This window comes from Streptomyces achromogenes (assembly GCF_030816715.1).
GTDB classification, from domain to species: domain Bacteria; phylum Actinomycetota; class Actinomycetes; order Streptomycetales; family Streptomycetaceae; genus Streptomyces; species Streptomyces achromogenes_A.
Map to the genome: position 1 here is coordinate 649,215 of NZ_JAUSYH010000001.1, position 24,127 is coordinate 673,341.

General features: G+C 71.8%; 17 protein-coding genes. 13 read left to right on the top strand and 4 right to left on the bottom strand.

Going from position 1 to position 24,127, the window contains the following annotated elements:
* Positions 1-23 precede the first annotated feature (23 nt).
* Entirely contained in the window at positions 24-536 is a 513-nt protein-coding gene (locus tag QF032_RS02920) for a pep a2 (RefSeq protein WP_307039696.1), read from the bottom strand.
* Between the two features lie 289 nt (positions 537-825).
* On the opposite strand from QF032_RS02920, the gene QF032_RS02925 reads away from it, so the two are divergent.
* The 8 genes from QF032_RS02925 to QF032_RS02960 all read left to right on the top strand — a co-directional run bounded on the left by QF032_RS02925 (position 826) and on the right by QF032_RS02960 (position 12,407).
* A complete protein-coding gene (locus QF032_RS02925) occupies positions 826-1,125 on the top strand; it encodes a DUF5133 domain-containing protein (protein ID WP_306955142.1) in 300 nt (99 codons plus the stop codon).
* Between the two features lie 74 nt (positions 1,126-1,199).
* Positions 1,200-3,155 carry an alpha-1,4-glucan--maltose-1-phosphate maltosyltransferase gene (locus tag QF032_RS02930; RefSeq protein ID WP_307054759.1) on the top strand — a complete coding sequence of 652 codons (1,956 nt, stop codon included), beginning with the start codon at positions 1,200-1,202 and terminating at the stop codon, positions 3,153-3,155.
* 32 nt (positions 3,156-3,187) lie between these two features.
* On the top strand, positions 3,188-4,906 hold the full coding sequence (gene treS / locus QF032_RS02935; RefSeq protein WP_307039700.1) for a maltose alpha-D-glucosyltransferase: 1,719 nt from the start codon (positions 3,188-3,190) through the stop codon (positions 4,904-4,906).
* A 28-nt stretch (positions 4,907-4,934) separates the two neighbouring features.
* Positions 4,935-6,305 (top strand): maltokinase N-terminal cap-like domain-containing protein, encoded by a 1,371-nt coding sequence (locus QF032_RS02940; protein WP_373430282.1) that lies wholly within the window; start codon positions 4,935-4,937, stop codon positions 6,303-6,305.
* Positions 6,306-6,310: 5 nt separating this feature from the next.
* Entirely contained in the window at positions 6,311-8,521 is a 2,211-nt protein-coding gene (gene glgB / locus QF032_RS02945; RefSeq protein ID WP_307054761.1) for a 1,4-alpha-glucan branching enzyme, read from the top strand.
* Positions 8,522-8,579: 58 nt separating this feature from the next.
* A complete protein-coding gene (locus QF032_RS02950; protein ID WP_307039704.1) occupies positions 8,580-9,671 on the top strand; it encodes a glutamate--cysteine ligase 2 in 1,092 nt (363 codons plus the stop codon).
* Between the two features lie 201 nt (positions 9,672-9,872).
* Positions 9,873-11,777: an AMP-dependent synthetase/ligase gene (locus QF032_RS02955; RefSeq protein ID WP_307054763.1), complete on the top strand. Its 1,905-nt coding sequence runs from the start codon at positions 9,873-9,875 to the stop codon at positions 11,775-11,777.
* Positions 11,778-11,960: 183 nt separating this feature from the next.
* On the top strand, positions 11,961-12,407 hold the full coding sequence (locus QF032_RS02960) for an ATP-binding protein (RefSeq protein WP_306955134.1): 447 nt from the start codon (positions 11,961-11,963) through the stop codon (positions 12,405-12,407).
* A gap of 30 nt (positions 12,408-12,437) precedes the next feature.
* Here the strand turns inward: QF032_RS02960 and QF032_RS02965 are convergent, their stop codons facing one another.
* Positions 12,438-12,908 (bottom strand): ATP-binding protein, encoded by a 471-nt coding sequence (locus QF032_RS02965; protein WP_307054765.1) that lies wholly within the window; start codon positions 12,906-12,908, stop codon positions 12,438-12,440.
* Positions 12,905-13,276 (bottom strand): PRC-barrel domain containing protein, encoded by a 372-nt coding sequence (locus tag QF032_RS02970; protein ID WP_307039712.1) that lies wholly within the window; start codon positions 13,274-13,276, stop codon positions 12,905-12,907. Before QF032_RS02970 ends, QF032_RS02965 begins: the two co-directional genes overlap by 4 nt.
* Positions 13,277-13,477: 201 nt before the next feature.
* On the opposite strand from QF032_RS02970, the gene QF032_RS02975 reads away from it, so the two are divergent.
* The 4 genes from QF032_RS02975 to QF032_RS02990 all read left to right on the top strand — a co-directional run bounded on the left by QF032_RS02975 (position 13,478) and on the right by QF032_RS02990 (position 22,106).
* Positions 13,478-14,359, top strand: coding sequence for an RNA polymerase sigma factor SigF (locus QF032_RS02975; protein ID WP_373430283.1), 882 nt, complete (start codon positions 13,478-13,480; stop codon positions 14,357-14,359).
* Between the two features lie 317 nt (positions 14,360-14,676).
* Positions 14,677-18,954: a HAMP domain-containing protein gene (locus QF032_RS02980; RefSeq protein ID WP_307054767.1), complete on the top strand. Its 4,278-nt coding sequence runs from the start codon at positions 14,677-14,679 to the stop codon at positions 18,952-18,954.
* Positions 18,955-19,110: 156 nt separating this feature from the next.
* Positions 19,111-21,498 carry a SpoIIE family protein phosphatase gene (locus QF032_RS02985; RefSeq protein ID WP_307049884.1) on the top strand — a complete coding sequence of 796 codons (2,388 nt, stop codon included), beginning with the start codon at positions 19,111-19,113 and terminating at the stop codon, positions 21,496-21,498.
* 218 nt (positions 21,499-21,716) lie between these two features.
* Entirely contained in the window at positions 21,717-22,106 is a 390-nt protein-coding gene (locus QF032_RS02990; RefSeq protein ID WP_306955130.1) for an STAS domain-containing protein, read from the top strand.
* A 189-nt stretch (positions 22,107-22,295) separates the two neighbouring features.
* Here QF032_RS02990 and QF032_RS02995 read toward each other — a convergent pair whose 3' ends face one another.
* Positions 22,296-22,769 carry a MarR family winged helix-turn-helix transcriptional regulator gene (locus QF032_RS02995; RefSeq protein WP_307039716.1) on the bottom strand — a complete coding sequence of 158 codons (474 nt, stop codon included), beginning with the start codon at positions 22,767-22,769 and terminating at the stop codon, positions 22,296-22,298.
* A gap of 75 nt (positions 22,770-22,844) precedes the next feature.
* On the opposite strand from QF032_RS02995, the gene QF032_RS03000 reads away from it, so the two are divergent.
* On the top strand, positions 22,845-24,125 hold the full coding sequence (locus QF032_RS03000; RefSeq protein WP_307039718.1) for a PP2C family protein-serine/threonine phosphatase: 1,281 nt from the start codon (positions 22,845-22,847) through the stop codon (positions 24,123-24,125).
* Positions 24,126-24,127: the final 2 nt, after the last annotated feature.

Sequence of the window (24,127 nt, forward strand, 5' to 3'; positions counted from 1 at the left end):
ATCCGACCGACGGCGCCGTGACGTCACCGGGCGGCCACCAGAACACGCGGTTCCTCGACGGCCGGGGCCGCCACCACGGCCACCGGCAGCGCGCGGGGCACCTTGCGCCCTTCGCGCAGGTTCGGCGCCGGCGCGGTCGGCACCCGCGGCTTGCGCTCGCCCGAGCGGGCCCGCTGGGAGAACCAGATGACCTTGCTGCCGGTGCCGGTGGAGCAGCAGCCCCAGCCGTCGCTCATCGCGGCGATGCGCTCCAGGCAGGCCCGCAGGTGCCGATCGGGGCGCAGATGACGGTCGTCGCCCCCGAGGGCCGTGATCAGATGCTGGCCGTTCCACCACATCTCGATCGACGTGTGCTTGTCCTGGGCGTGCTCGTCGATGGCCTCGAGCAGCATCCCGGCGCCGCGACAGACGGGCTCGACGAGCGTCTGGAGGTCCCAGTGGTTCAGGTGTGCGGCCAGGATGCGCCTGACCTGCCCGACGCGTTCCGCACTGACGTCCACATCGAGGTGGTAGTAGCAGGGGACTGCGGTCTTCATCTCGTTCGCTCCTCACCGGCGAGGCTCCGCTTCTGCCGGCCCGACGGGCGGGCCACCGACACGAAGCGTGAGCGGTAATCGCTTCAGAGTCACAACCACAGTGGGGCTGCTACGCCATTCGTGCAACACGAGCACACCACAACCAAGATCCAACAGGACGTTGGGTGATGCGCCGTGCACCATAAGTGAAGGCCTCGGGAGGTTGGACGTTTTCGCACCTCTGCGGAAAGGGCCGACCCGCTCATCTCGAGCGGCGTACCTCGTGAACTCCCGGAAGGTGAACAGCGCGATGCTGCAACCAGCGAAGACCGAAGTCGCCAGAACCCTGCGCAGTTTCCGGTCCTGGGAGCGGGCCATGCTCGCGCACCCCGACGACCGCACCGCGCGGGCCGCCTTCGAGGACTGCGGGTACACGCTGTGCGTGCTGATGGGCAAGCGGTGCGCCAGGGAGGCCGCGGACGCCGCGGAGCAGTATCTGCGCGCCGGCACGACCGTCCGCCACCGCGAGCGCCGGGGCGCGAACCTGAGGAACGGCGCCGCACGGCTCACCGTGACGCGTCCCCTGCCCTGCCTGCCCGCGGAGACGTAACCGCCCTCGGCGGTGCAGGTCCCTCGCCCAACACCGGGCGAAAGAAGCCATTTTCAGTCAGCGGAGGTGCAGAGGTGAAGTCCACCAGGGCGATCGGCCGGATCCCGGTGCGGGACGTCGAACCGCGTGTGGAGTGCGGCAGACGGCCGGCGAAAGCCGTGGTCGGTGAGACGGTGCGGATCTCCGCGACGGTGTTCCGCGAGGGCCACGACGCCATCGGCGCCAACGTGGTCCTCAAGAGCCCGGAGGGCGGCCGTGGGCCCTGGACGCCGATGCGGGAGCTCGCCCCCGGCACCGACCGCTGGGGCGCCGATGTGACCCTGGAGGCCATGGGCCGCTGGACCTTCACCGTGGAGGCCTGGAGCGACCCGATCACCACCTGGCGCCGCAACGCCGAGATCAAGATCCCGGCGGGGATCGACCCGGGGCTGGTCCTGGAGGAGGGCGGCCTGCTCCACGAGAAGGCGGCCGCCCGGGCCCCGCGCGGTCCGCAGCGCACCCTGCTGCGGGAGACGGCGAAGAAGCTGCTGGACGACTCGACCTCGGTGGCCGAGCGCTACGCCGCGGCGTTGACGCCGGAGGTGGACGCCGTGCTGGCGCGGTTCCCGCTGCGGGAGCTGGTGACCGCGTCGGAGCCGCTGCCGCTGCTGGTGGAACGCGAACGCGCCCTGTACGGCTCCTGGTACGAGTTCTTCCCCCGCTCCGAGGGCACCCCCCGGCAGCCGCACGGCACGTTCCGCACCGCCGCCCGCCGACTCCCCGCGATCGCCGCGATGGGCTTCGACGTCGTCTACCTCCCCCCGATCCACCCCATCGGCACCACCTTCCGCAAAGGCCGCAACAACACCCTCGACCCACGGCCCGACGACGTCGGCGTGCCCTGGGCGATCGGCTCCCCCGAAGGCGGCCACGACGCCGTCCACCCCGCACTGGGCACCCTGGAGGACTTCACCTGGTTCGTCGGCCAGGCCCGCGAACTCGGCCTGGAGATCGCCCTCGACTTCGCCCTGCAGTGCTCCCCCGACCACCCCTGGGTCCACAAACACCCCGAGTGGTTCCACCACCGCCCCGACGGCACCATCGCCTACGCCGAGAACCCGCCCAAGAAGTACCAGGACATCTACCCCGTCGCCTTCGACGCCGACCTGAAGGGCCTGGTCGCCGAGACCGTGCGGGTGCTGCGGCACTGGATGGGCCACGGCGTGCGGATCTTCCGCGTCGACAACCCCCACACCAAACCCGTGGTGTTCTGGGAACGCGTCATCGCCGACGTCAACCGCACCGACCCCGACGTGATCTTCCTGGCCGAGGCGTTCACCCGGCCCGCGATGATGCACACCCTCGCCCAGATCGGCTTCCAGCAGTCCTACACCTACTTCACCTGGCGTACCACCAAGGACGAGCTGACCGACTACCTCACCGAGCTGTCGGGGCAGGCCGCCTCGTACATGCGGCCCAACTTCTTCGCCAACACCCCCGACATCCTGCCCGCCCACCTCCAGCACGGCGGCCGGCCCGCCTTCGAGGCCCGCGCCGTCCTGGCCGCCACCCTCTCCCCCACCTGGGGCCTCTACAGCGGCTACGAACTCTGCGAGAACACCCCCCTGCGCGAGGGCGGCGAGGAATACCTCGACTCCGAGAAATACCAGCTCACCCCCCGCGACTGGGACGCCGCCGAACGCGAGGGCCGCACCATCGCCCCCCTCATCACCCGCCTCAACGCCATCCGACGCGCCAACCCCGCCCTGCACCGACTGCGCAACCTCCGGTTCCACGGCACGGACAACCCCTCCGTGATCGCCTACAGCAAGCGCGAGAACTCGAACACGGTTCTGGTGGTCGTCAACCTCGACCCCCACCACACCCAGGAGGCGACGGTCTCGTTGGACATGCCGCAACTCGGCGTGGAGCACGACGCGACCCTGTCCGTACACGACGAGCTGACCGGTGACACGTTTGCCTGGGGCAGGACGAACTACGTGCGCCTGGAGCCCGGTCGGACCCCTGCCCACGTGTTCCACGTCCGGTGACCCATCCCGCCGATCGGAGGCCCCAGACCGCCATGACCGTCAACTCTCCCGTTCCGGACACCTTCGAGGACACGCCCGCGAAGGACCGCGATCCCGAGTGGTTCAAACGCGCCGTGTTCTACGAGGTCCTCGTCCGCTCCTTCCAGGACAGCAACGGCGACGGCATCGGCGACCTCAAAGGCATCACCGCCAAACTCGACTACCTGCAATGGCTCGGAGTCGACTGCCTCTGGCTCCCCCCCTTCTTCAAATCACCGCTGCGCGACGGCGGCTACGACGTCTCCGACTACACCGCCGTCCTCCCGGAATTCGGCGACCTCGCCGACTTCGTCGAATTCGTCGACGCCGCCCACCAACGCGGCATGCGCGTCATCATCGACTTCGTCATGAACCACACCAGCGACCAGCACCCGTGGTTCCAGGAGTCCAGGAACAACCCCGACGGACCCTACGGCGACTACTACATGTGGGCCGACGACGACAAGCAGTACCCCGACGCCCGCATCATCTTCGTCGACACCGAAGTCTCCAACTGGACCTTCGACCCCGTCCGCAAGCAGTACTTCTTCCACCGCTTCTTCTCCCACCAGCCCGACCTCAACTACGAGAACCCCGCCGTCCAGGAAGAGATCCTGGCCGCGCTGCGGTTCTGGCTGGACCTCGGGATCGACGGCTTCCGCCTCGACGCGGTGCCCTATCTCTACGCGGCCGACGGCACCAACTGCGAGAACCTGCCCGCGACCCACCAATTCCTGAAGCGGGTCCGCAAAGAGGTCGACGCGCACTATCCGGACACGGTGATCCTGGCCGAGGCCAACCAATGGCCCGAGGACGTCGTCGACTACTTCGGCGACTACACCTCCGGCGGCGACGAATGCCACATGGCATTCCACTTCCCCGTCATGCCCCGCATCTTCATGGCCGTCCGCCGCGAATCCCGCTACCCCGTCTCCGAGATCCTCGCCAAGACCCCCGCCATCCCCGCCAGCTGCCAATGGGGCATCTTCCTGCGCAACCACGACGAGCTCACCCTCGAAATGGTCACCGACGAAGAACGCGACTACATGTACGCCGAATACGCCAAAGACCCGCGTATGCGCGCCAACATCGGCATCCGCCGCCGCCTCGCACCCCTCCTCGACAACGACCGCAACCAGATCGAGCTCTTCACCGCACTCCTGCTCTCCCTGCCCGGCTCCCCGATCCTCTACTACGGCGACGAGATCGGCATGGGCGACAACATCTGGCTCGGCGACCGCGACGCCGTCCGCACCCCCATGCAATGGACGCCCGACCGCAACGCCGGATTCTCCTCCTGCGACCCCGGCCGGCTCTCCCTGCCCACCATCATGGACCCCGTCTACGGCTACCAGGTCACCAACGTCGAGGCGTCCATGTCGTCGCCCTCCTCGCTCCTGCACTGGACCCGCCGCATGATCGAGATCCGCAAACAGAACCCCGCCTTCGGCCTCGGCACCTACACCGAACTCCCCTCCTCCAACCCCGCCGTCCTCGCCTTCCTGCGCGAACACGAGGACGACCTCGTCCTGTGCGTCCACAACTTCTCCCGCTTCGCCCAGCCCACCGAACTCGACCTCAGCCGCTTCCACGGCCGCTACCCCGTCGAACTTTTCGGCACCGTCCGCTTCCCGCCCGTCGGCGAACTCCCCTACCTGCTCACCCTCGCCGGCCACGGCTTCTACTGGTTCCGGCTCACCAGAGCCGCGTCCCGGACCGGCCGCCGCCCGTGAGCGTGCGCCGAGGAAAGGATGGGTCACCGTGACGAAGACCGCGAAGACCGCACCCCTGCGCCCGGGCACCGCGAGCGGTGTCCGCTCCGCGGGCCCGCTCGGCGCGCTGCTGCGCGAGTGGCTGCCCCGGCAGCGCTGGTTCGCCGGCAAGGACCGCCCGATCACCGACCTGCGCATGCTGTCGATGACCGAGCTGTATCCGGGCTGTCTGCATCTGCTCGTGCACGCCGGCCAGTCGGGCGTCCCGACTCCCGGGGGCACTCCCCCGGCCGGCGACTGCTACCAGTTGCTCCTCGGCCTCCAGGAGCATCTGTCGCCGCGGCTCGGGCGCGCGCTGATCGGCAGGGTGGAGGAGGGTCCGCTGGCCGGGCTGACCGTCCATGACGCACTCCAGGACCCGCGCTCGGCGCATCTCCTCCTGGAGCGGATGCGGCACCCCGGCACGCTCGGCCCGTTGTCCTTCGAGTCGGAACCTGCCGTGTCGCTGCCCCCCGGGCTCGCGCCGCGACTGCTCGAGGCCGAGCAGTCCAACACCTCCCTGGTGTACGGGGACGCGTTCATCCTGAAGATCTTCCGGCGCATCCAGCCCGGGGTGAACCCCGATCTGGAGGTGCCGGTCGCGCTGGCCGGGCAGGGGTGCGGGCGGGTGCCCGCCCCCGTGGCCTGGTTCCGGACGACCCATCCGCAGGAGGCGACGCTCGGCGTGCTGCAGCCGTTCCTGCCCGACGCCTCGGACGGCTGGACGCTGGCGCTGCGCGCGCTCTCCCGCGGCGAGGACTTCACCGCGGAGGCCGAGGAGCTGGGGCGGGCCACGGCGGACGTCCACCTGGCGCTCGCCGCGGCCCTTCCGGCCGGGCCGGACGCGGAGGACGGGCGCACGGCGGCCGCGATGACCGAACGGCTGGCGACGGCCGCGCACCACGTGCCGGCGCTGCGGCCGTTCGTGCCGGGCCTCACCACCGCGTTCGACGCGCTCTCGGCGTGCGACGCGGGTCCGCCCGCCCAGCGCATCCACGGCGACCTGCACCTCGGTCAGGTCCTGCGCGCCGGACGCGACTGGTTCGTCATCGACTTCGAGGGCGAGCCCTCCCGTCCGCTGGCCGAGCGGCGCAGCGCCCACTCGCCGGTCCGGGACATCGCCGGAATGCTGCGCTCCTTCGACTACGCCGCCCGCCAGCGCCGCCCGTGGCGGCCGGAGTGGGCGCGGCGTTGCCGGGAGGCCTACTGCGCGGGCTATGCGGCCCGCGCGGGCTGGGACCCCCGGAAGAAACATGCCCTGCTGCGTGCCTACGAGACGGACCGGGCCGTGTACGAAGTGCTGTACGAGGCCCGTAACCGTCCCGACTGGCTGCCCGTACCCATGGCGGCGATCGAGCGACTCGCCGTCCGAGGAGGCTGACCCCTGTGGCCCTGCGTGACACCTCTCCGCCCGAGTCGGCCGGCCCCCGCCCGCGTACGGCGCCCGCGCTCGACGCGGGCGACCGCGGACGGCTGCTCTCCGGCGCCCACCACGATCCGCACGCGCTGCTCGGCGCGCACCCGGTGCCGGGCGGGGTCCTCTTCCGGACGCTGCGGCCCTTCGCCGACGCCGTGAGCGTGGTGATCGACGGCGATCCCACCCCGCTGGTCTCGGAGGGCGACGGCCTGTTCGCGGTCGTGCTGCCGCTGGACGCGGTGCCCGCGTACACGCTGCTGGTGTCGTACCAGGGCGCCGAGCACAAGGTGGACGATCCCTACCGGTTCCTGCCGGCTCTGGGCGACCTCGATCTGCATCTGATCCGGGAGGGGCGGCACGAGGAGCTGTGGAAGGCGCTCGGTGCCGAGCCGATGGCCCACCAGGGGGTGCTCGGCACCCGGTTCACCGTATGGGCGCCCAACGCGCAAGGGGTGCGGGTCGCGGGGGACTTCTGCTTCTGGGACGGGACTGCCTTCCCGATGCGGTCGCTCGGCGCGTCCGGGGTGTGGGAGCTGTTCCTGCCGGGGGTCGGCGAGGGCGCCCGGTACAAGTTCGAGATCACGTCGCGGCACGGCGACCGGTTCCTCAAGGCGGACCCGATGGCCCGGCGCGCCGAGGTGCCGCCGGACACGGCGTCGATCGTGCACGCCTCGCACTACGAGTGGTCGGACGGGGACGGGGACTGGATGGCGCACCGGGGCGACGTCCCGGTGCACGTCGCCCCGTTCTCCGTGTACGAGGTCCATCTGCCGTCCTGGCGGCCGGGCCTGACGTACCGGGAGCTGGCGGAGCAGCTTCCCGCGTACGTCCGCGACCTCGGCTTCACACATGTGGAGCTGATGCCGGTCGCCCAGCATCCGTTCTCGGGTTCCTGGGGCTACCAGGTCACCGGCTTCTACGCGCCCACCGCCCGGCTCGGCACCCCGGACGACTTCAAGTACCTGGTGGACGCGCTGCACCGGGCCGGCATCGGCGTGATCGTGGACTGGGTGCCGGCGCACTTCCCCAAGGACGACTGGGCACTCGGCCGGTTCGACGGGGAGCCGCTGTACGAGCCCGGCGACTCGCGGCGGGCCGAGCATCCGGACTGGGGGACGTACGAGTTCGACTTCGGCCGGATCGAGGTGCGCAACTTCCTGGTGGCGAACGCCACGTACTGGTGCGAGGAGTTCCACATCGACGGCCTGCGGGTGGACGCCGTCGCCTCCATGCTCTACCTGGACTACTCGCGCGACTCCGGGCAGTGGACGCCCAACGTGTTCGGCGGCCGCGAGGACCTGGCCGCCATGGCGTTCCTGCAGGAGATGAACGCGACGGTGTACCGCCGCAACCCGGGCGTCGTGACGATCGCCGAGGAGTCCACCGCCTGGGACGGCGTGACCCGGCCCACGGACAGCGGCGGTCTGGGCTTCGGTCTGAAGTGGAACATGGGCTGGATGCACGACTCGCTGCAGTACATCGGCAAGGAGCCGGTGCACCGCAAGTACCACCACAACGAGATGACCTTCTCGATGGTGTACGCCTACAGCGAGAACTACGTGCTGCCCATCTCGCACGACGAGGTGGTCCACGGCAAGCAGGCGCTGGTCTCCAAGATGCCGGGCGACTGGTGGCAGCGGCGTGCCAACCACCGTGCTTACCTGGGCTTCATGTGGGCGCATCCGGGCAAGCAGCTCCTCTTCATGGGGCAGGAGTTCGCGCAGGGCGCGGAGTGGTCCGAGGCGCACGGCCCCGAGTGGTGGCTGCTCGACGCCGGGTACGCGTCGGCGGGCGACCACCGGGGCGTGCAGGACCTGGTGCGCGACCTCAACGCCGTATACCGGGCCACTCCCGCGCTCTGGGAGCGCGACACCGACCCCGCCGGATTCCGGTGGGTGCTGGGAGACGCCGCGGAGGACAACGTCTTCGCGTTCCTTCGGCACGACGCGCAGGGCGCCCCGCTCCTGGCCGTCAGCAACTTCTCCCCGGTGGTGCGCCACGACTACCGTCTCGCCGTCCCCGCCGGCGTCCCGGCCTGGCGCGAGGTGCTCAACACCGACGCCGAGCGCTACGGCGGCAGCGGCGTCGGCCTGCCCGACGCCGTCGCCGCGCGCGACGGGGAGCTCAGGCTGACGCTCCCCCCGCTGGCGACGGTCTGGATGGCTCCGTCGTCCGTGTGAACGGGGCCTGACGGGGCAGTCGGGTGCGTACCACCCACCAGAGAAGGGCTGACGTCGCGTGCGCACCGTGGGAGTGGAGGAGGAACTCCTCCTGGTCGACCCGGACACCGGCGAACCGCGGGCTCTGTCCGCCGCCGTCCTCGCCCGCGCCGCGCGGTGCGAGGACGGCAGGGACGACGTCTTCGAGAAGGAACTGCACAGCCAGATGCTCGAGTTCGCCACTCACCCGCAGTCGGGGATGGACGACCTCGGCGCGGAGATCGTGCGGATACGCGGTGAGGCGGCCCGGCACGCCCGGGAAACCGGGTGCGCGGTCGCGGCGCTGGCCACGTCGCCGCTGCCGGTGCGCCCCTCGGTCAGCATGAACCGGCGCTACCAGTGGATGGCGGAGCAGTTCGGCATCGCCACGCAGGAGCAGATGGTGTGCGGCTGCCATGTCCATGTGTCCGTCGGCTCGGACGAGGAGGGCGTCGCGGTCGTCGACCGCATCCGTCCCTGGCTGTCGGTGCTGATGGCGCTGAGCGCCAACTCGCCCTTCTGGCAGGGCCGGGAGACGGGATACAGCAGCTACCGCAGCCGGGTGTGGCAGCGCTGGCCGTCGGCCGGTCCGACCGAGCTGTTCGGGTCGGCGGAGCGCTACCACCGGCGGGTCGCGGACATGGTGGCCACGGGCACCATCCTCGACGAGGGCATGGTCTATTTCGACGCCCGCCTGTCGGCGCGCTATCCGACGGTGGAGGTGCGCGTGTCGGACGTCTGTCTGCACGCGGACACGGCGGTGCTCGTCGCCACCCTGGTGCGCGGGCTCGTCGAGACGGCCGCCCGGGACCTGGAGACCGGCCGGGAGCCGGTGGACCACAGTGTGAGCCTGCTGCGGCTGGCCGGCTGGCGGGCGGCCCGCTCGGGGCTGGCGGGGGACCTCCTGCATCCGGCGACCATGCGGCGCGCTCCCGCCGAGACGGTCGTCGGGGCCCTGCTGGCGCATGTGGAGGACGCGCTGGCGGACGCCGGGGACCTGGAGCGGGCCCGCGCCGCGTGCGGCGAGCTGCTGCGGCGGGGCAACGGCGCGCACGTCCAGCGCGAGGTGTTCGGGCGCACGGGCAGCCTGCGCGAGGTGGTCGCCGCCTGTGTGCGCCAGACCCAGGCCTGAGCGCGTCCGCGAGCGCAACCGGACGGCGCGGCTCCGGCGGGCGCCTCGGGCGGACGGTCCGCGCCTCGGGCGGGCGAGATCATCAACGCGGATTACATATTCGTTCCCGGCCACAAGCGGTCTCACCTGGGCTAGATTCGACCACCGTCGATAACAGTTCCCGTCGGCGGAGTCACAGCCCGTACACGTCAGGAGCAGCGCATGCGCGACTTCGCTCTCGCTCCCCCGGCCGCCCCTCCCCTGACCGGGGGCCTCGCCGACACCGTCTTCGACACCGCCGCCCGTACCCCTACCCTTCCGGTGCTCTCCCGCCGTACGGACGCCGCCTCCGGCGCCTGGGAGGAGGTGACCGCCGTCGAACTTCGGGACGAGGTCGTCGATCTGGCCAAGGGGTTCGTGGCGTCCGGCATCTCCCCCGGACACCGCGTCGCGATCATGGCACGCACCCGGTACGAGTGGACCGTGCTGTGCCACGCCCTGTGGGCGGTGGGCGCCGAGGTCGTCCCCGTCTATCCGACGTCCTCACGCGAGCAGGTCGAGTGGATCCTGCGGGACGCCGACTGCGTCGGCGTGGTCGTCGAGGACGAACAGAGCCTGATGACCGTGGGATCGGTGTGCGCGGCCCTGCCGGCGCTGCGGCACGTGTGGCAGTTGGACGCCGGGGCCTTGGAGGACCTCACCCGGCGCGGCGAGCCGGTGTCCGTCACCACGGTCAACTCGCTGCGCAGGATCGTGCTGCCCGACTCGACCGCGGTGATCGCCTACACTTCCGGCACCTCGGGCCGGGCACTGGGCTGCGCGCTGAGCCACCGCAGCCTGGCCAGCCCCTGCGACACCCTGCTGGCCGGCTGGGGGCACACGGCCGCGCCCGCGGGCCGACAGGCCAGCGTGCTGGCCTTCCTGCCGTTCTCCCACGTGTACGGGCTGATGATCCAGGGGCTGTGTCTGCGCGGCGGCATCGTGATGGGCCACCAGCCCGACATAGGCGCGGACGCGCTCGCGGAGTCGCTGCGCACCTTCCGTCCGACGTATCTGTACGCCGTCCCCTCGGTGTTCGAGAAGATCTACAAGAACTTCCTGCGGGCGGCCCAGGAGGCGGGGCGCGGCGCTCTGTTCGAGCGGGCGGCGGAGACGGCACGCGACTTCGCGGCCGCCGTCGAACGGCAGCGGCTGGGCCGCGGCTCCGGGCCCGGCCTCGACCTGCGGCTCCAGCACGCCCTGTTCGAACGGACGGTGTACCGCAGGCTCCGGGCCGCGCTCGGCGGCCGGGTCCACCGTGCCACGTCGGGCGGCTCCCCGCTGCACCGGGACCTCTCGCTGTTCTACGAGGGCATCGGCATCTACGTGCACGACGGGTACGGCCTCACGGAGACCGCCGGCGGGATCACCATGCAGCCGCTCGGCCGGGAGAAATCGGGCACCGTCGGACAGCCCCTGCCGGGCATGGACGTCCGGGTGGCCAACGACGGGGAGATCCTGGTGCGCGGCCCGTCGGTGTTCCAGGGCTACGTCAACGACGACGCCGCGACGCGGGCCGCCCTGGCGGGCGGCTGGCTGGCCACCGGCGACCTCGGTTTCCTGGACTCCGACGGCTACCTCACGATCAACGGCCGCAAGAAGGACGTCATCATCACCAGCAGCGGCAAGAGCGTGGCGCCGACGGCGCTGGAGCAGCGGCTGCGCATGCATCCGCTGGTGCACCAGGCGGTGGTGGTGGGCGACAACCGGCCGTGCGTGGGCGCGCTGATCACGCTGGACCCCGACTTCCTGGCGCACTGGCGCAGAAGTCTGGCGCTGCACGGCGACCCGCAGAGCCGGGAGGCACGCGAGGAGAACGCCCTGCGCGAGGAGATCGGGCGGGCCGTGGCCGCCGCCAACAGCTCGGTGTCGCGCTCGGAGTCGATCCGGGCGTTCCGCATCCTGCCGCAGCCGTTCGACCAGGCCAACGGGCTGCTGACGCCCTCGATGAAACTGCGCCGCGACTCGATCGTGGCGCACTACGCGGCGGAGATCGAGGCGATGTACCAGGCGCGGGCCCGGCTGCCCCGGCAGAGCCCGCAGGAGGAGGTCCTGAGCTGGGACGACGCGGACGACGTCTTCCGGTGAGCCGGGCCGGGCGGCCGCACCGCGCGGCCGGAGGGCCGCGCCGCTCCCGCTGTGCCCGGGCCCTCATGCCGCCGGAAACCGGACGCGTAGCCTGAGAGTCCTCGGGAACCCAGAGAGGGCGACGCCAGAGAGCCGTACGAGAAAGGACGACGGCCCCCGGACGCGCGGGGCCGCACTGACGACATGGCAGCCGAACCGCGGGGTAATGACGCATTGTCCTCCTGGGCGATTCCGGGCCGTACGGTCCGCTTCACGGGTGAACCGCAGGACGTGACGGGTGCGCGTCTGGCCACGGAGGAGTTCCTCCGGGAGCTGGCGCGGGCCTCGCCGCCCACGGCGTCGGAGTGCTGGCACGACATCGTGCTGATCGTCACGGAGCTGGCGGCCAACGCCGTCCAGTACGCGCCGGGTCCCTTCGAGGTGCAGCTGCGGCGCACGTTCGACGGGGTGCACGTCACGGTGCACGACACCAACAGCACGCCGCCGACCCCGCGGCCCTTTCATCCCGACACCGGCGGCGGGGGCATCGGCTGGTACCTGGTGGACACGCTGTGCAGTCAGGTCAGCGTGGTGCCGAACGAGGCGGGCCGGGGTGAGGGCAAGGACGTCCACGTCTTCCTGCCCTGGTGAGGCCGCCGCCCCCGCGGGTCCCGCCGGCCGTCAGAGCGGCTCGCCGGCCGTGCGGACCGGCATGAACACCCTGATCGTCTTGCCGCCCGCCGGCTCCTTCTCGATGTCGACCTCTCGGGCCAGCCGGAGCACCAGCGGCCATCCGTAGCCGCCGGTGGCCCGGCCGGACGGCGGCGGGGCGGGCCCGCAGGCGCCTGACGGGACCTCGTCGCTGTGGTCGCGCACCGCCAGCCGGATCCCGTCGGGGCCGGACACCGCCTCGAACCCGGCGAGTCCGCCGCCGTGCCGCAGGGCGTTGGTCACCAGTTCGGAGACGACCAGCAGCAGGTCGATCATGTCCGTCTCGTGCGCCGGCCGCGTCGCGGGGTCCCAGCCGGCCTCCGCCACCGCCCGGGCGTGGGCCCGGGCAGCGGCGGCGGTCGTCACCGGCGCTTGCACCTGCGCCCCGTGCCGGGCCCGGGCCCGGGTCGGCCGCGCGGACGCGAGTTCGTCCTCCCTCACGCGGGCGTCGTTCCCCGCGGGACCTGCCGCCGGTAGTGGTCGCCCACGGCGGTGAGGTACCCGGGGTCGGTCGTCTCGCTGTCGGTGTGGAAGCGGGGCGCCTCCTTGACCTCGTCCCCGGTGCAGGCGAGGGATATCTGCCCGGCCTCCGCGTCGACCCCGCTCACCACGCCGACCGGGACGACGGCGCTCCTGCCGAACAGCCACACCCCCGTGTCGACGACCAGGTGCCGCATGCCGTGCGGGTCCGCCTCTCGTTCCACGTGCCCGAGCGTGCCGTCGGCCGTCGTGACGGCGTAGCCGGTCAGGTCCTGTCCCTCGGCATGCCCGCTGCCCGGCGGGTACGACCAGATTGCGTCGATGGTCACACTGCTCCCTTCTCGCGTTCCCGAGCAGCGGCTACCCTGCCGTCGCGGCCGCATTCGGGGGCCTGGCGGCCGGTTGCGGAGCGTGGCGGGGGACGGCGTCGGCCGCCCCGGACGACTGTGCGGAACGTCTCGGCATGCACGGCCGGACCGGGGGCAGACGGACTCCCGTCATCGACCGCCCCGACGAACGGAGTGAACGGCATGGACGCCGTGACGGCACAGGCAGCGACGGCCACGGCAGAGCGTGCGGGCGCCGGCGACCCGCACGAAGGGGTTCCGTTCATCGACATGCCGACCCGGGTGAGCCCCCGGGACGCACGGGAGCTCTCCCGCCGCTTCTTCGACCGGCTGGCCGTCGTGGAGGAAGGCACCCACGAATACCAGTACGTGCGCAACACCCTGATCGAGATGAACCTGTCGCTCGTGCGGTACGCGGCCTCCCGCTTCCGCGGCCGGGGCGACGCGATGGAGGACATCGTCCAGGTCGGCACGATCGGACTGATCAAGGCCATCGACCGGTTCGAACTCACCCGTGAGGTCGAGTTCACGTCCTTCGCCGTCCCGTACATCGTCGGTGAGATCAAGCGTTTCTTCCGCGACACCAGCTGGGCGGTGCACGTGCCCCGCCGCCTCCAGGAGGCCCGGGTCGAACTGGCGAAGGCCACCGAGGAGTTGCAGACGCGACTGGGCCGCATGCCCACCACGCGTGAGCTGTCGCAGCTGATGTCGCTGTCCGAGGAGGAGGTCATCGAGGCGCGCAAGGCCTCCAACTGCTACACCTCCGCCTCCCTGGACGCGGCCCTGACCTTCGACGGCGGCGTGGACGGCGAGTCGGCGCTGGCCGACTTCATCGGCGCGGAGGAGCCGGCCCTGGAGCTGGTGGAGGACTTCCACTCGCTGGCGCCGCTCATCGCCGGACTGGACGACCGGGAACGGCGGATCATCCATCTGCGGTTCGTCGAGGAGCGCACGCAGGCGGAGATCGGCCGGGAGCTCGGCATCTCGCAGATGCACGTGTCGCGGTTGATCAGCCGCACGGTGCACAGGCTGCGGACCGGACTGCTGGGGGCCGAGGTCGCCTGAGTCGGACCCGGTGGAGCCGGGTCCGACACACCGGGATCACCCGGGACGGCAGGGTCGCCGTCCCGGGTGAAACTGTGTCGGGTACCCGCCTTTCCGTCATGTATGCATGGTGTGCGTCTTCGGGAATTCCTGTGTGCACGACGTGACATGAGGCTTTGTTTCCGCCCGCTTCCGTGGGTTAGCCTGCGGCGGATTTCTCTCATCGCACACTTCCGTGAACTGCGGAAACACAGGCGCGACATGCGGGGCCGTCCACCCGGGCGACCCGGTTCCGAGTCCCCGCCCGGGGGCTCCTGGGGAGCGGAACGAGGGTACGCATGACCAGCAACGCGACCGAGTCGCCGGACACGGTTCCCGGCGACCACGAGCTTCGCCAGCTCCTGGCCGGCCTGACGGCCGTACGGGACGGGGACTTCGGCACCCGGCTGCCCACCGACGGCGACGGTCTCATGGGCGACATCGCCACCGTCTTCAACGGCATGGTCGACCAGCTGTCGGTCTTCACCTCCGAGGTGACCCGGGTGGCCCGTGAGGTGGGCACCGAGGGCACCCTCGGCGGTCAGGCGGAGGTCCCCGGGGTTTCCGGGACGTGGGCGGATCTGACGGACTCCGTGAACGCCATGGCGGGCAACCTCACCACCCAGGTGCGGGACATCGCCCAGGTGGCGACGGCGGTCGCGAAGGGCGATCTCTCCCAGAAGATCGACGTGCCGGCCCGGGGCGAGATCCTGCAGCTGAAGGAGACCGTCAACACGATGGTCGACCAGCTCTCCGCGTTCGCCGACGAGGTCACCCGCGTCGCCCGCGAGGTCGGCACCGAGGGGCGCCTCGGCGGCCAGGCACAGGTGCCCGGGGTCGCCGGGGTGTGGCGGGACCTCACCGATTCGGTCAACTTCATGGCGGGAAACCTCACCAACCAGGTCCGCAACGTCGCCCAGGTGACGACCGCGGTGGCCAAGGGCGACCTCTCCCAGAAGATCACCGTCGACGCCCGCGGCGAGATCCTGGAACTCAAGAACACCATCAACACCATGGTCGACCAGCTCTCCGCGTTCGCCGACGAGGTCACCCGCGTCGCCCGCGAGGTCGGCACCGAGGGACGCCTCGGCGGCCAGGCCGACGTCAAGGGGGTCAAGGGCACCTGGCGGGACCTCACCGACTCCGTCAACTTCATGGCGGGAAACCTCACCAACCAGGTCCGCAACGTCGCCCAGGTGGCGACCGCGGTGGCCAAGGGCGACCTCTCCCAGAAGATCACCGTCGACGCCCGCGGCGAGATCCTGGAACTCAAGAACACCATCAACACCATGGTCGACCAGCTCTCCGCGTTCGCCGACGAGGTCACCCGCGTCGCCCGCGAGGTCGGTACGGCGGGCAACCTGGGCGGGCAGGCCACGGTCCGCGGGGTGTCCGGCACGTGGAAGGACCTCACCGACAACGTCAACGTGATGGCGTCCAACCTGACGGGCCAGGTGCGCTCCATCGCCCAGGTCGCCACCGCCGTGGCCCGCGGCGACCTGTCGCAGAAGATCACCGTCGAGGCCAAGGGCGAGGTCGCGGCCCTCGCGGACGTCATCAACACCATGGTGGACACGCTGTCCGCGTTCGCCGACGAGGTGACGCGTGTCGCCCGCGAGGTCGGCACCGAAGGACGCCTCGGCGGTCAGGCGCAGGTGCCGAACGTGGCCGGCACCTGGAAGGACCTCACCGACAACGTCAACTCGATGGCCAACAACCTCACCGGCCAGGTCCGCAACATCGCGCTGGTGACCACCGCCGTGGCCCGCGGCGACCTGTCGAAGAAGATCGACGTCGACGCCCGCGGCGAGATCCTCGAGCTCAAGACGACTATCAACACCATGGTCGACCAGCTCTCCGCCTTCGCCGACGAGGTCACCCGCGTCGCCCGCGAGGTCGGCACCGAAGGACGCCTCGGCGGCCAGGCCGAGGTGGAGGGCGTCTCGGGCACCTGGAAGCGCCTCACCGAGAACGTCAACGAGCTGGCCGGGAACCTGACCCGGCAGGTCCGCGCGATCGCCGAGGTCACCAGCGCCGTGGCGGAGGGCGACCTCACCCGGTCGATCACCGTGGTGGCCTCCGGCGAGGTGGCCGACCTCAAGGACAACATCAACTCGATGGTGGAGTCCCTGCGCGAGACCACCCGGGCCAACCAGGAACAGGACTGGCTCAAGACCAACCTCGCGCGCATCTCGGGTCTCATGCAGGGCCACCGCGACCTGCCCGTGGTCGCCGAGCTGATCATGGACGAGCTGGTGCCGCTGGTGTCCGCCCAGTTCGGCGCCTTCCACCTCGCCGAGGACGGCCCCGAGGGGCCCGAGCTGCGGCTCGTGGGCGCCTACGGCTACCCCGCCGACGACACCCGTCCCACCCGCATCCCCTTCGGCCGCTCCCTGGTGGGGCAGGCCGCCCGCAGCCGCCGTACGATCACCGTGGACGAGCTGCCGCCCGGCTACGTCACCGTCTCCTCGGGCCTCGGCGAGGTCGAGCCCAGCGCCCTGCTCCTGCTGCCCATCGTCTTCGAGGGGCAGGTGCTCGGGGTCATCGAGCTGGCGTCGGTCACCGCCTTCACGCAGACGCACGTGGACTTCCTGGAGCAGCTGCGGGTGACGATCGGCGTCAACGTCAACACCATCGTGGCGAACGCCCGTACCGACGAGCTGCTCGACGAGTCGCAGCGGCTCACCGCCGAACTGCAGGCCCGCTCGGCCGAGTTGCAGTCGCAGCAGGAGGAACTGCAGCACTCCAACGCCGAACTGGAGGAGAAGGCCTCCCTGCTGGTGGCGCAGAACCGCGACATCGAGGCGAAGAACCTGCAGATCGAGCAGGCCCGGCAGGAGCTCGAAGCGCGGGCGCAGCAGCTGTCCCTGGCCTCGAAGTACAAGTCGGAGTTCCTGGCCAACATGAGCCACGAGCTGCGCACCCCGCTCAACAGCCTGCTGATCCTGGCCCAGTTGCTGGCGCAGAACCCCTCGCGCAACCTCACCCCGAAGCAGGTCGAGTACGCGGGCATCATCCACTCGGCCGGCTCGGACCTGCTGCAGCTGATCAACGACATCCTGGACCTGTCGAAGGTCGAGGCCGGCAAGATGGACGTCTCGCCGGAGCGGGTCTCGCTGCGGCAGCTCATCGAGTACGTCGAGGCCACGTTCCGGCCGATGACGTCGCAGAAGAGCCTCGAGTTCACCATCGACACGGCCGCCGGCGCCCCCGCGGACCTGCTGACCGACGACTCGCGGCTGCGGCAGGTACTGCGCAACCTGCTGTCCAACGCGGTGAAGTTCACCGAGCAGGGCGGTGTGGAGCTGCGCATCGAGCCGGCTTCCGACGACGAGGTGCCGGGCGGGGTGGTGCGCGGAGGCACGGTGGTGGCGTTCCGGGTGAAGGACACCGGCATCGGCATCCCGGAGCAGCAGCTGGAGACCATCTTCGGCGCCTTCCAGCAGGCGGACGGCACCACCAGCCGCAAGTACGGCGGCACGGGCCTGGGGCTGTCCATCACCCGGGAGATCGCCCATCTGCTCGGCGGCGCGGTCACGGTCGACAGCACGCCGGGGCGCGGCAGCACGTTCACGCTCTATCTGCCGGTGGCGCGACGGGACTTCAAGGAGGTCATCGACGGCGGCCGGCCGGCGGAGCGGATCCTCGGCGAGCCGCCCGCGGCGATCCCGCTCGACGCCCCGGGCGTGCCGGTGGCGCTCGGTCCTCCCGGGCGGCGTCCGCGCCGGCTGCTGGTGGTGGAGGAGCGGCCCCGCGGTCTGCTGACCCTGGTGGCCGAGTCCGTCGTCGCGGACATGGCGCGCGGCCGGGAGGACGGCACGTCGGCGGCCCCGGTGGACATCGTCACCGCGGTCGGGGCGCACGAGGCGGCGGGCGCGCTGGCTGCGGAGCCCTGCCACTGCGTCGTCCTGGAACTGGGCATGCCCGACGCGGAGGCGTCCCGGTTCCTGGAGGCCCTGCACGACGACTCGGCGCTGACCGGTGTGCCGGTGCTCGTGCACAGCGGGCACCGCGCGGACCTCGCCCAGGAGCGGAGCCTGCAGTCCCGTGCGGCGGGCAAGCCGATGGAGTTCCTGTCCAGCCTGGACGAGCTGCGCGAGCGCATCACCCTGCATCTCTCCGCCGAGCAGCCGGGGGACGTGCTGGCGCTGGTCCGCCCGGACGACCCGCAGCCCGAGGGGCCGCCCCCGGTCGACGACGCCGTCGTGGGCCGCACGGTCCTCGTCGTCGACGACGACGCGCGCAACCTGTTCGCGCTCAGCGGGATCCTGGAGCTGCACGGCGTCCGGGTGCTGCACGCCGAGAACGGCCGCGAGGGGATCGACACGCTGCGCAACAACCCGGAGATCGCGCTGGTGCTGATGGACGTGATGATGCCGGAGATGGACGGGTACACGGCCACGGCCGAGATCCGCCGTATGCCCGAGTACGCCGAGCTGCCGATCGTCGCGGTGACCGCCAAGGCGATGCCGGGAGACCGGGAGAAAAGCCTCGCCTCGGGGGCCAGCGACTACGTCACCAAGCCCGTCGACACCCATGACCTCATGGCCTGCGTCCGGCGCTGGCTGACCGTCTGAGGACGTCCTGCCCCACCCGCGCCCAGGCGTTCCCAGCCGAGGAGTCCGTACACCGTGACCATTCCCGCCCAGCCGACAGAACCCGGCGACGCCCGGTCCCTGCCCGTACCGGCCGCCGCGCCGGGGGGCCCCGCCCCGCAGGCCGGGAACCGGCTCGTGTCCGAGGAGGACGCGGGCCCGCCGGAGGCGGACGCGCGGGCGGAGGGCGGCCCGCCCTCGCCGGTGGGGCGACTCGCCGCCACCGTGGACCGGCTGCGCCGGGAGGTGCGGGCGGCTCAGGCCGAGGCGGACGGGCGGGCCCTGGTCGAACTCGCCAAGGGCATCCTCGTGGAGCGCCTCGGCTGCGGACCGGCCGAGGCGGCGCAGCAGCTGTCCGATCTCGCCGAGCAGGCCGGGACGACTCCGCTGGAGTTCGCGGTGGACGTCATCAACCAGGCGGCCAAGGACCGGGTGTCCGAGGTCACCGAGGCCTTCCTGGCCGCCGTCACGGAAACGGAGGACGCTGCGCAGCGGTCGGCCGCCGTGCGGCTGCGGGCCGCGGAGAGCGGAGCGCTGGCGGCGGCCCACGACACCCAGGCGGTCGCCGACTCCCTGCTCCAGCACGCGCTGGAGCCGCTGGGCGCGGTGGCGGTGGCGATCTGGGCGGTGGGCTCCGACGGCTCGCTGACGCTGGCGGGCAGCGCCGGGTTCTCCCCGGGCGAGGCCGACCGCTGGCGGTATGTGCCGCCGGACGTGGCGACCGTGGCCCGGCACGCGCTCGCCGAGGGGTCGGCCCAGTGGATCGGGTCGCTCGGCGGGACCGGGCTGCCCACGGTGGGTCGTCAGCTGCACCCCGGCGGAGGGCGGGTCGCGGTGCCCGCCGCGACCGCCGGACGCGTCCACGGGATTCTGGAGATCGCCTGGCCGGCCCCGCTGCCCCCGCAGCCGCCCCAGGTGATGCGCCAGGTGGAGGCGCTGGCGGAGCTGTGCGCGCACACGCTCCAGTCGTACGTGCACGTGGGCGGTCCCGGCCGGCAGCCGGTCGTGCTGCCGGACGCGTCGGAGCTGATGGACCTGACGGACGGGCTGCACGACCCAGCCCTGGTCCTGGTGCCGCACGTCGACGCCGGGGGCAAGCTCCTCGACTTCCGCATCCAGCACGTCAACGACCGCTTTCTCGACCCGGCGGGGCGGCCCCGGGCGGTGATCAACGGCGCGCTGCTGCTGGAGGCCTATCCGATGGCCGCCGGCGGCGGTGACCTCTTCCAGCGCATCGAGCGCGTGCACGCCACGGGCGAGCCGTTCCGGGCCCGCCGGATGAGTCTGACCGCGCTGGTCGGCGAGGTGCCGCTGGCGGCCGTCGCGGACCTCAGCATCAGCCGGCACGGCGCGTGCGTGCTGCTGATCTGGCGGATCGAGGACGAGGCGGCGCGGCTGGCGAGTCTGTTGCAGAACGCCCAGCGCCTCGGCCGCATCGGCGGTTTCGAGGAGGACCTGCTCACCGGCGAGACCACCTGGAACGGGCAGCTGTTCGCCCTGTACGGGCGGCCCCTGACGAGCCCTCCGGTACGGCTGGAGGAACTGTCGGCGCACACGCACCCCGACGACGCGGTGATCGTCGGCCGTCTGCTGCGCACGCTGCTGCACCGCCGCCGTCCGGCCTCCGCCGCCTTCCGGCTGCAACGGCCGGACGGGGTGACCCGGCACATGCGGATCGTCGCCGAGCCGGTGCTGGACACCGACGGCCGGCTGGTCGCCGTCCGTGGGGCCTACCAGGACATCTCGTCGCAGCACTGGACGGAGGTGGCGCTGGCCGCCACCCGCGACCAGCTGGCGCAGACCGAGCAGCACGCCAGCGAGCGCAGCAGGCTGGCCCTCCAGCTCCAGCACGCCATCATGCCGCCCACCCGGGCCCCGCTGGAGGCCCCCGGCCTCCAGGTGGCCGTCCGCTACCGGCCGGCCGAGGAGGAGCACCTGGTGGGAGGCGACTGGTACGACGCCGTCGTGCTGCCCTCCGGCCTGGTGATGCTGTGCGTGGGCGACGTGGCCGGGCACGGCATCGAGGCGGCCACCAGCATGGTGGTGCTGCGCAACGCGCTGCGCGGGCTGGCGGTGACCGGGGCGGGGCCGGGGCAGCTGCTGTCGTGGCTCAACATCGTCGCCCACCATCTGACGGGCTCGATCACGGCCACGGCGGTGTGCGGTCTGTACGACCCCGCCCGGCACACCCTGCGCTGGGCCAGGGCGGGGCATCTGCCGCCGGTGCTGGTGCGGGAGACCCAGGCGGCGCCGCTTCCCCTGCTGAGGGGGATGCTGCTGGGCGCCGTGCCGGAGACGGTGTACGAGGAGGAGGAGGTCCAGCTGGCCGTGGACGACACCCTGCTGATGTACACCGACGGTCTCATCGAGCGGCGCGACCGGTCCGTGGAGGAGTCGCTGACGCAGCTGCTGGTCCAGGCCCGCACGGTGCCGCCGACCCTCGACCAGCAGCTGGACCGGCTGCTCACCTACAGCAGGTCCGACACGGACGACGACACCTGCATCGTGGGCATCCGCCTGCGGTAGGGCGCCCGCGGTGGCGGCCGGGCGGGGTGATGCATGAGGTCGGGGTTCGGGGGTATCCGGCTGTGCGCACCGACAGGCCGGGGATCCGCGGGTGGAAAGGGGCAGGACAGGACGATGGGGAACATTCCCGCGCGCCCGCCCGCACCGGCCCACCGCCCCGGCGCATCGAAGTCGCCCGCCGGGGTAGACGCCCCGACCGCCAGCTTTCGGAGGAACACGTGTCCATCGCCCAGAACCCCCTGTCCGTCGAGGTCACGCTGCCTCGTGAGGACGTCGCCCTGGTCACGGTGGAGGGCCACCTGGATCTCGACACCGCCACCGAGTTCCAGGCCCATCTGGCCAACCAGCTCCATCACGGGCGACGGCACTTCCTCATCGACCTCTCCGAGGTCCCGTTCATGGACTCGTCCGGGATGAACATCATCCTGCGGGTCTACCAGGAGGCCCGGAACCTGCCGGGCAGCGTGCACGTGATCAATCCGAGGCCGGCCGTGCGCCGTGTGCTGGAGCTGACCGGGGTCAGCATCACGGTGCCCATATCGGAGAAGGCGGACGAGGCCCTGGAGCTCATCGACCGTCAGCGGGCCCCGGAGACCCCGGGGGACTGACGGCCGTCGTCGGCGGGCGGGCGGGCGGGCTCGGCCTGCGCGGCGCCTCGGGAAAAACGCAGGTGCGGACGACTGTGTCCGACAGTTGTCATTTGACAACTGTCCGCGCGAGGCAACAGAGTGAGCGAGACAGATGCGGGAGGGATCACCGATGTGCCTGTGGGCGCACCCGAGCACGCGGGGACACCGTCAGGCGGTACGGGCGTCAGCGGCGTCGGAGTCGTGGATCTGCGAGGCCGCGGCCGCGCAGAACGCCTCCAGCCCCCTCAGCAGCGCGGTGCGCTGCACCGCCGGCATCTGTTCCAGCACCCCCTTCAGCGCCGCCTCCCGGCGCGACCTGAGGTCGGCGAGGAAGGCGCGCCCGCGACGGCTCAGGCCCAGCTCCAGCTCCCGGCGGCTGCCGGCGGCGGCCCGGCGTTCGACGAAGCCGACGGCCTGCAGCCGGTCGCACAGGCGGCTGGTGGACGGCGGTGTGGACCCGAGGGAGTCGGCGAGCGTGCGCAGGTTGATCCCTTCGTGGTGCTCCAGGATGAACATCACACGCAGCTGGGACGCGGAGACCGGTGCCGTGGAGGCGCGGCCCCACAGGACTTCCAGCAGCTCGGACGCCTGTGAGGTCACACGCGCCACCTGGTGGGGCTGCGGACGCGAGGAGGAGGACATCACGGTGACACTCTCGCAGGGATCGAGGCGACTGTCAGCCCGCACCCGACGCGGGGCGACGACGGGACCGGCCGCGTGAACAGACTCGTCGCCGCCGGACGCGCCCTGCGCTCCGCGGCACCGCATCGGCTGCCCGACGCGCTGCGCGAGGTGCTGCGCGGCCACTACGCGGCGGAAGCGGTCGAACTCCGGCTGGCCGACTACGGACTGACGGTGCTGCTGCCCGTGCCGTTCGGCGGCGCGGGGGGCACGGGCGACCCGGCGCCGGCCGCCGTCCACGGCAGCGCGCCCGGCCGCGCCTTCGGCGCCCAGGAACCGCACCTCGAGGAACTCGGCGACGGACTCGTCCTCGCGCACCTGCCCGTGACCGTGCGCGGCGACCGGCTGGGCGTCCTGTCGGTCACGCTGCCCGGGACCCAGGCCCGGGAGCGGCTCACCGAGCTCGCCGAGGTGGCGCAGCTGCTGGGGCACGAGATCGTCGTCGCCGAGCGCGACACCGACGCCTACCGGCGTGCGCGCCGCAAGGACCGGCTGACGCTGGCGGCCGAGATCCAGTGGGAGTTGCTCCCGGCCCGGTCCTGTGCCCGGGACGAGTACGCGCTGGGCGCCCAACTGCAGCCCGCCTACGCCGTGTTCGGCGACAACTTCGACTGGGCGGCCGACGACGACCGTCTGACGGTGTGCGTCACCGACGGGATGGGCGAGGGCATCGAGGCGTCGCTGCTGACCAGCCTCGGCATCAACGCGCTGCGCAACGCGCGCCGGGCCGGTGTCCCGATCGCGGACCAGGCGGCCCTGGCGGACCAGGCGATCCACGCCCACTACGGGGGCGAGGCCCATCTGTCGGTGCTCCTGGTGGACATCGAGCTGTCCACCGGGCGCATGCGGGTCGTCGACGCGGGTTCGCCGCACCTGCTGCTGGTGCGCGACCGGGCGCTGACCCGGGTCGACCTGGACGCGCAGCTTCCGCTGGGCATGTTCGAGGAGACCGACTACGTGGCCCAGGAGCTCACCCTGCTGCCCGGTGACCGGCTGCTCTTCGTCAGCGACGGGGTGCACGCGGTCGTCGCACCGGGCGGCGAGGCGTACGGCGAGCACGCGCTCGCCCGGGCGGTGGCGTCGGCGGCGCTGCTGCCGGCCGCGGACGTGCCGGGCGCGGTGCTGCGTGCGCTGGCCGGCCACCGGGGCAGACCCGAGCCGGACGACGACGCGCTGGTCGTGTGTCTCGACTGGTTCGGGCAGCCGTCCCCGTCGTCGTCCGGCCGTCCCGGCTCACGGCTGTCGCCCGGCGAGGGGCACGGCACGGTCCCCTCGCCACCGCCGGGGCCGCAGCGGCACGACGCGGACGAGGAGTGAGA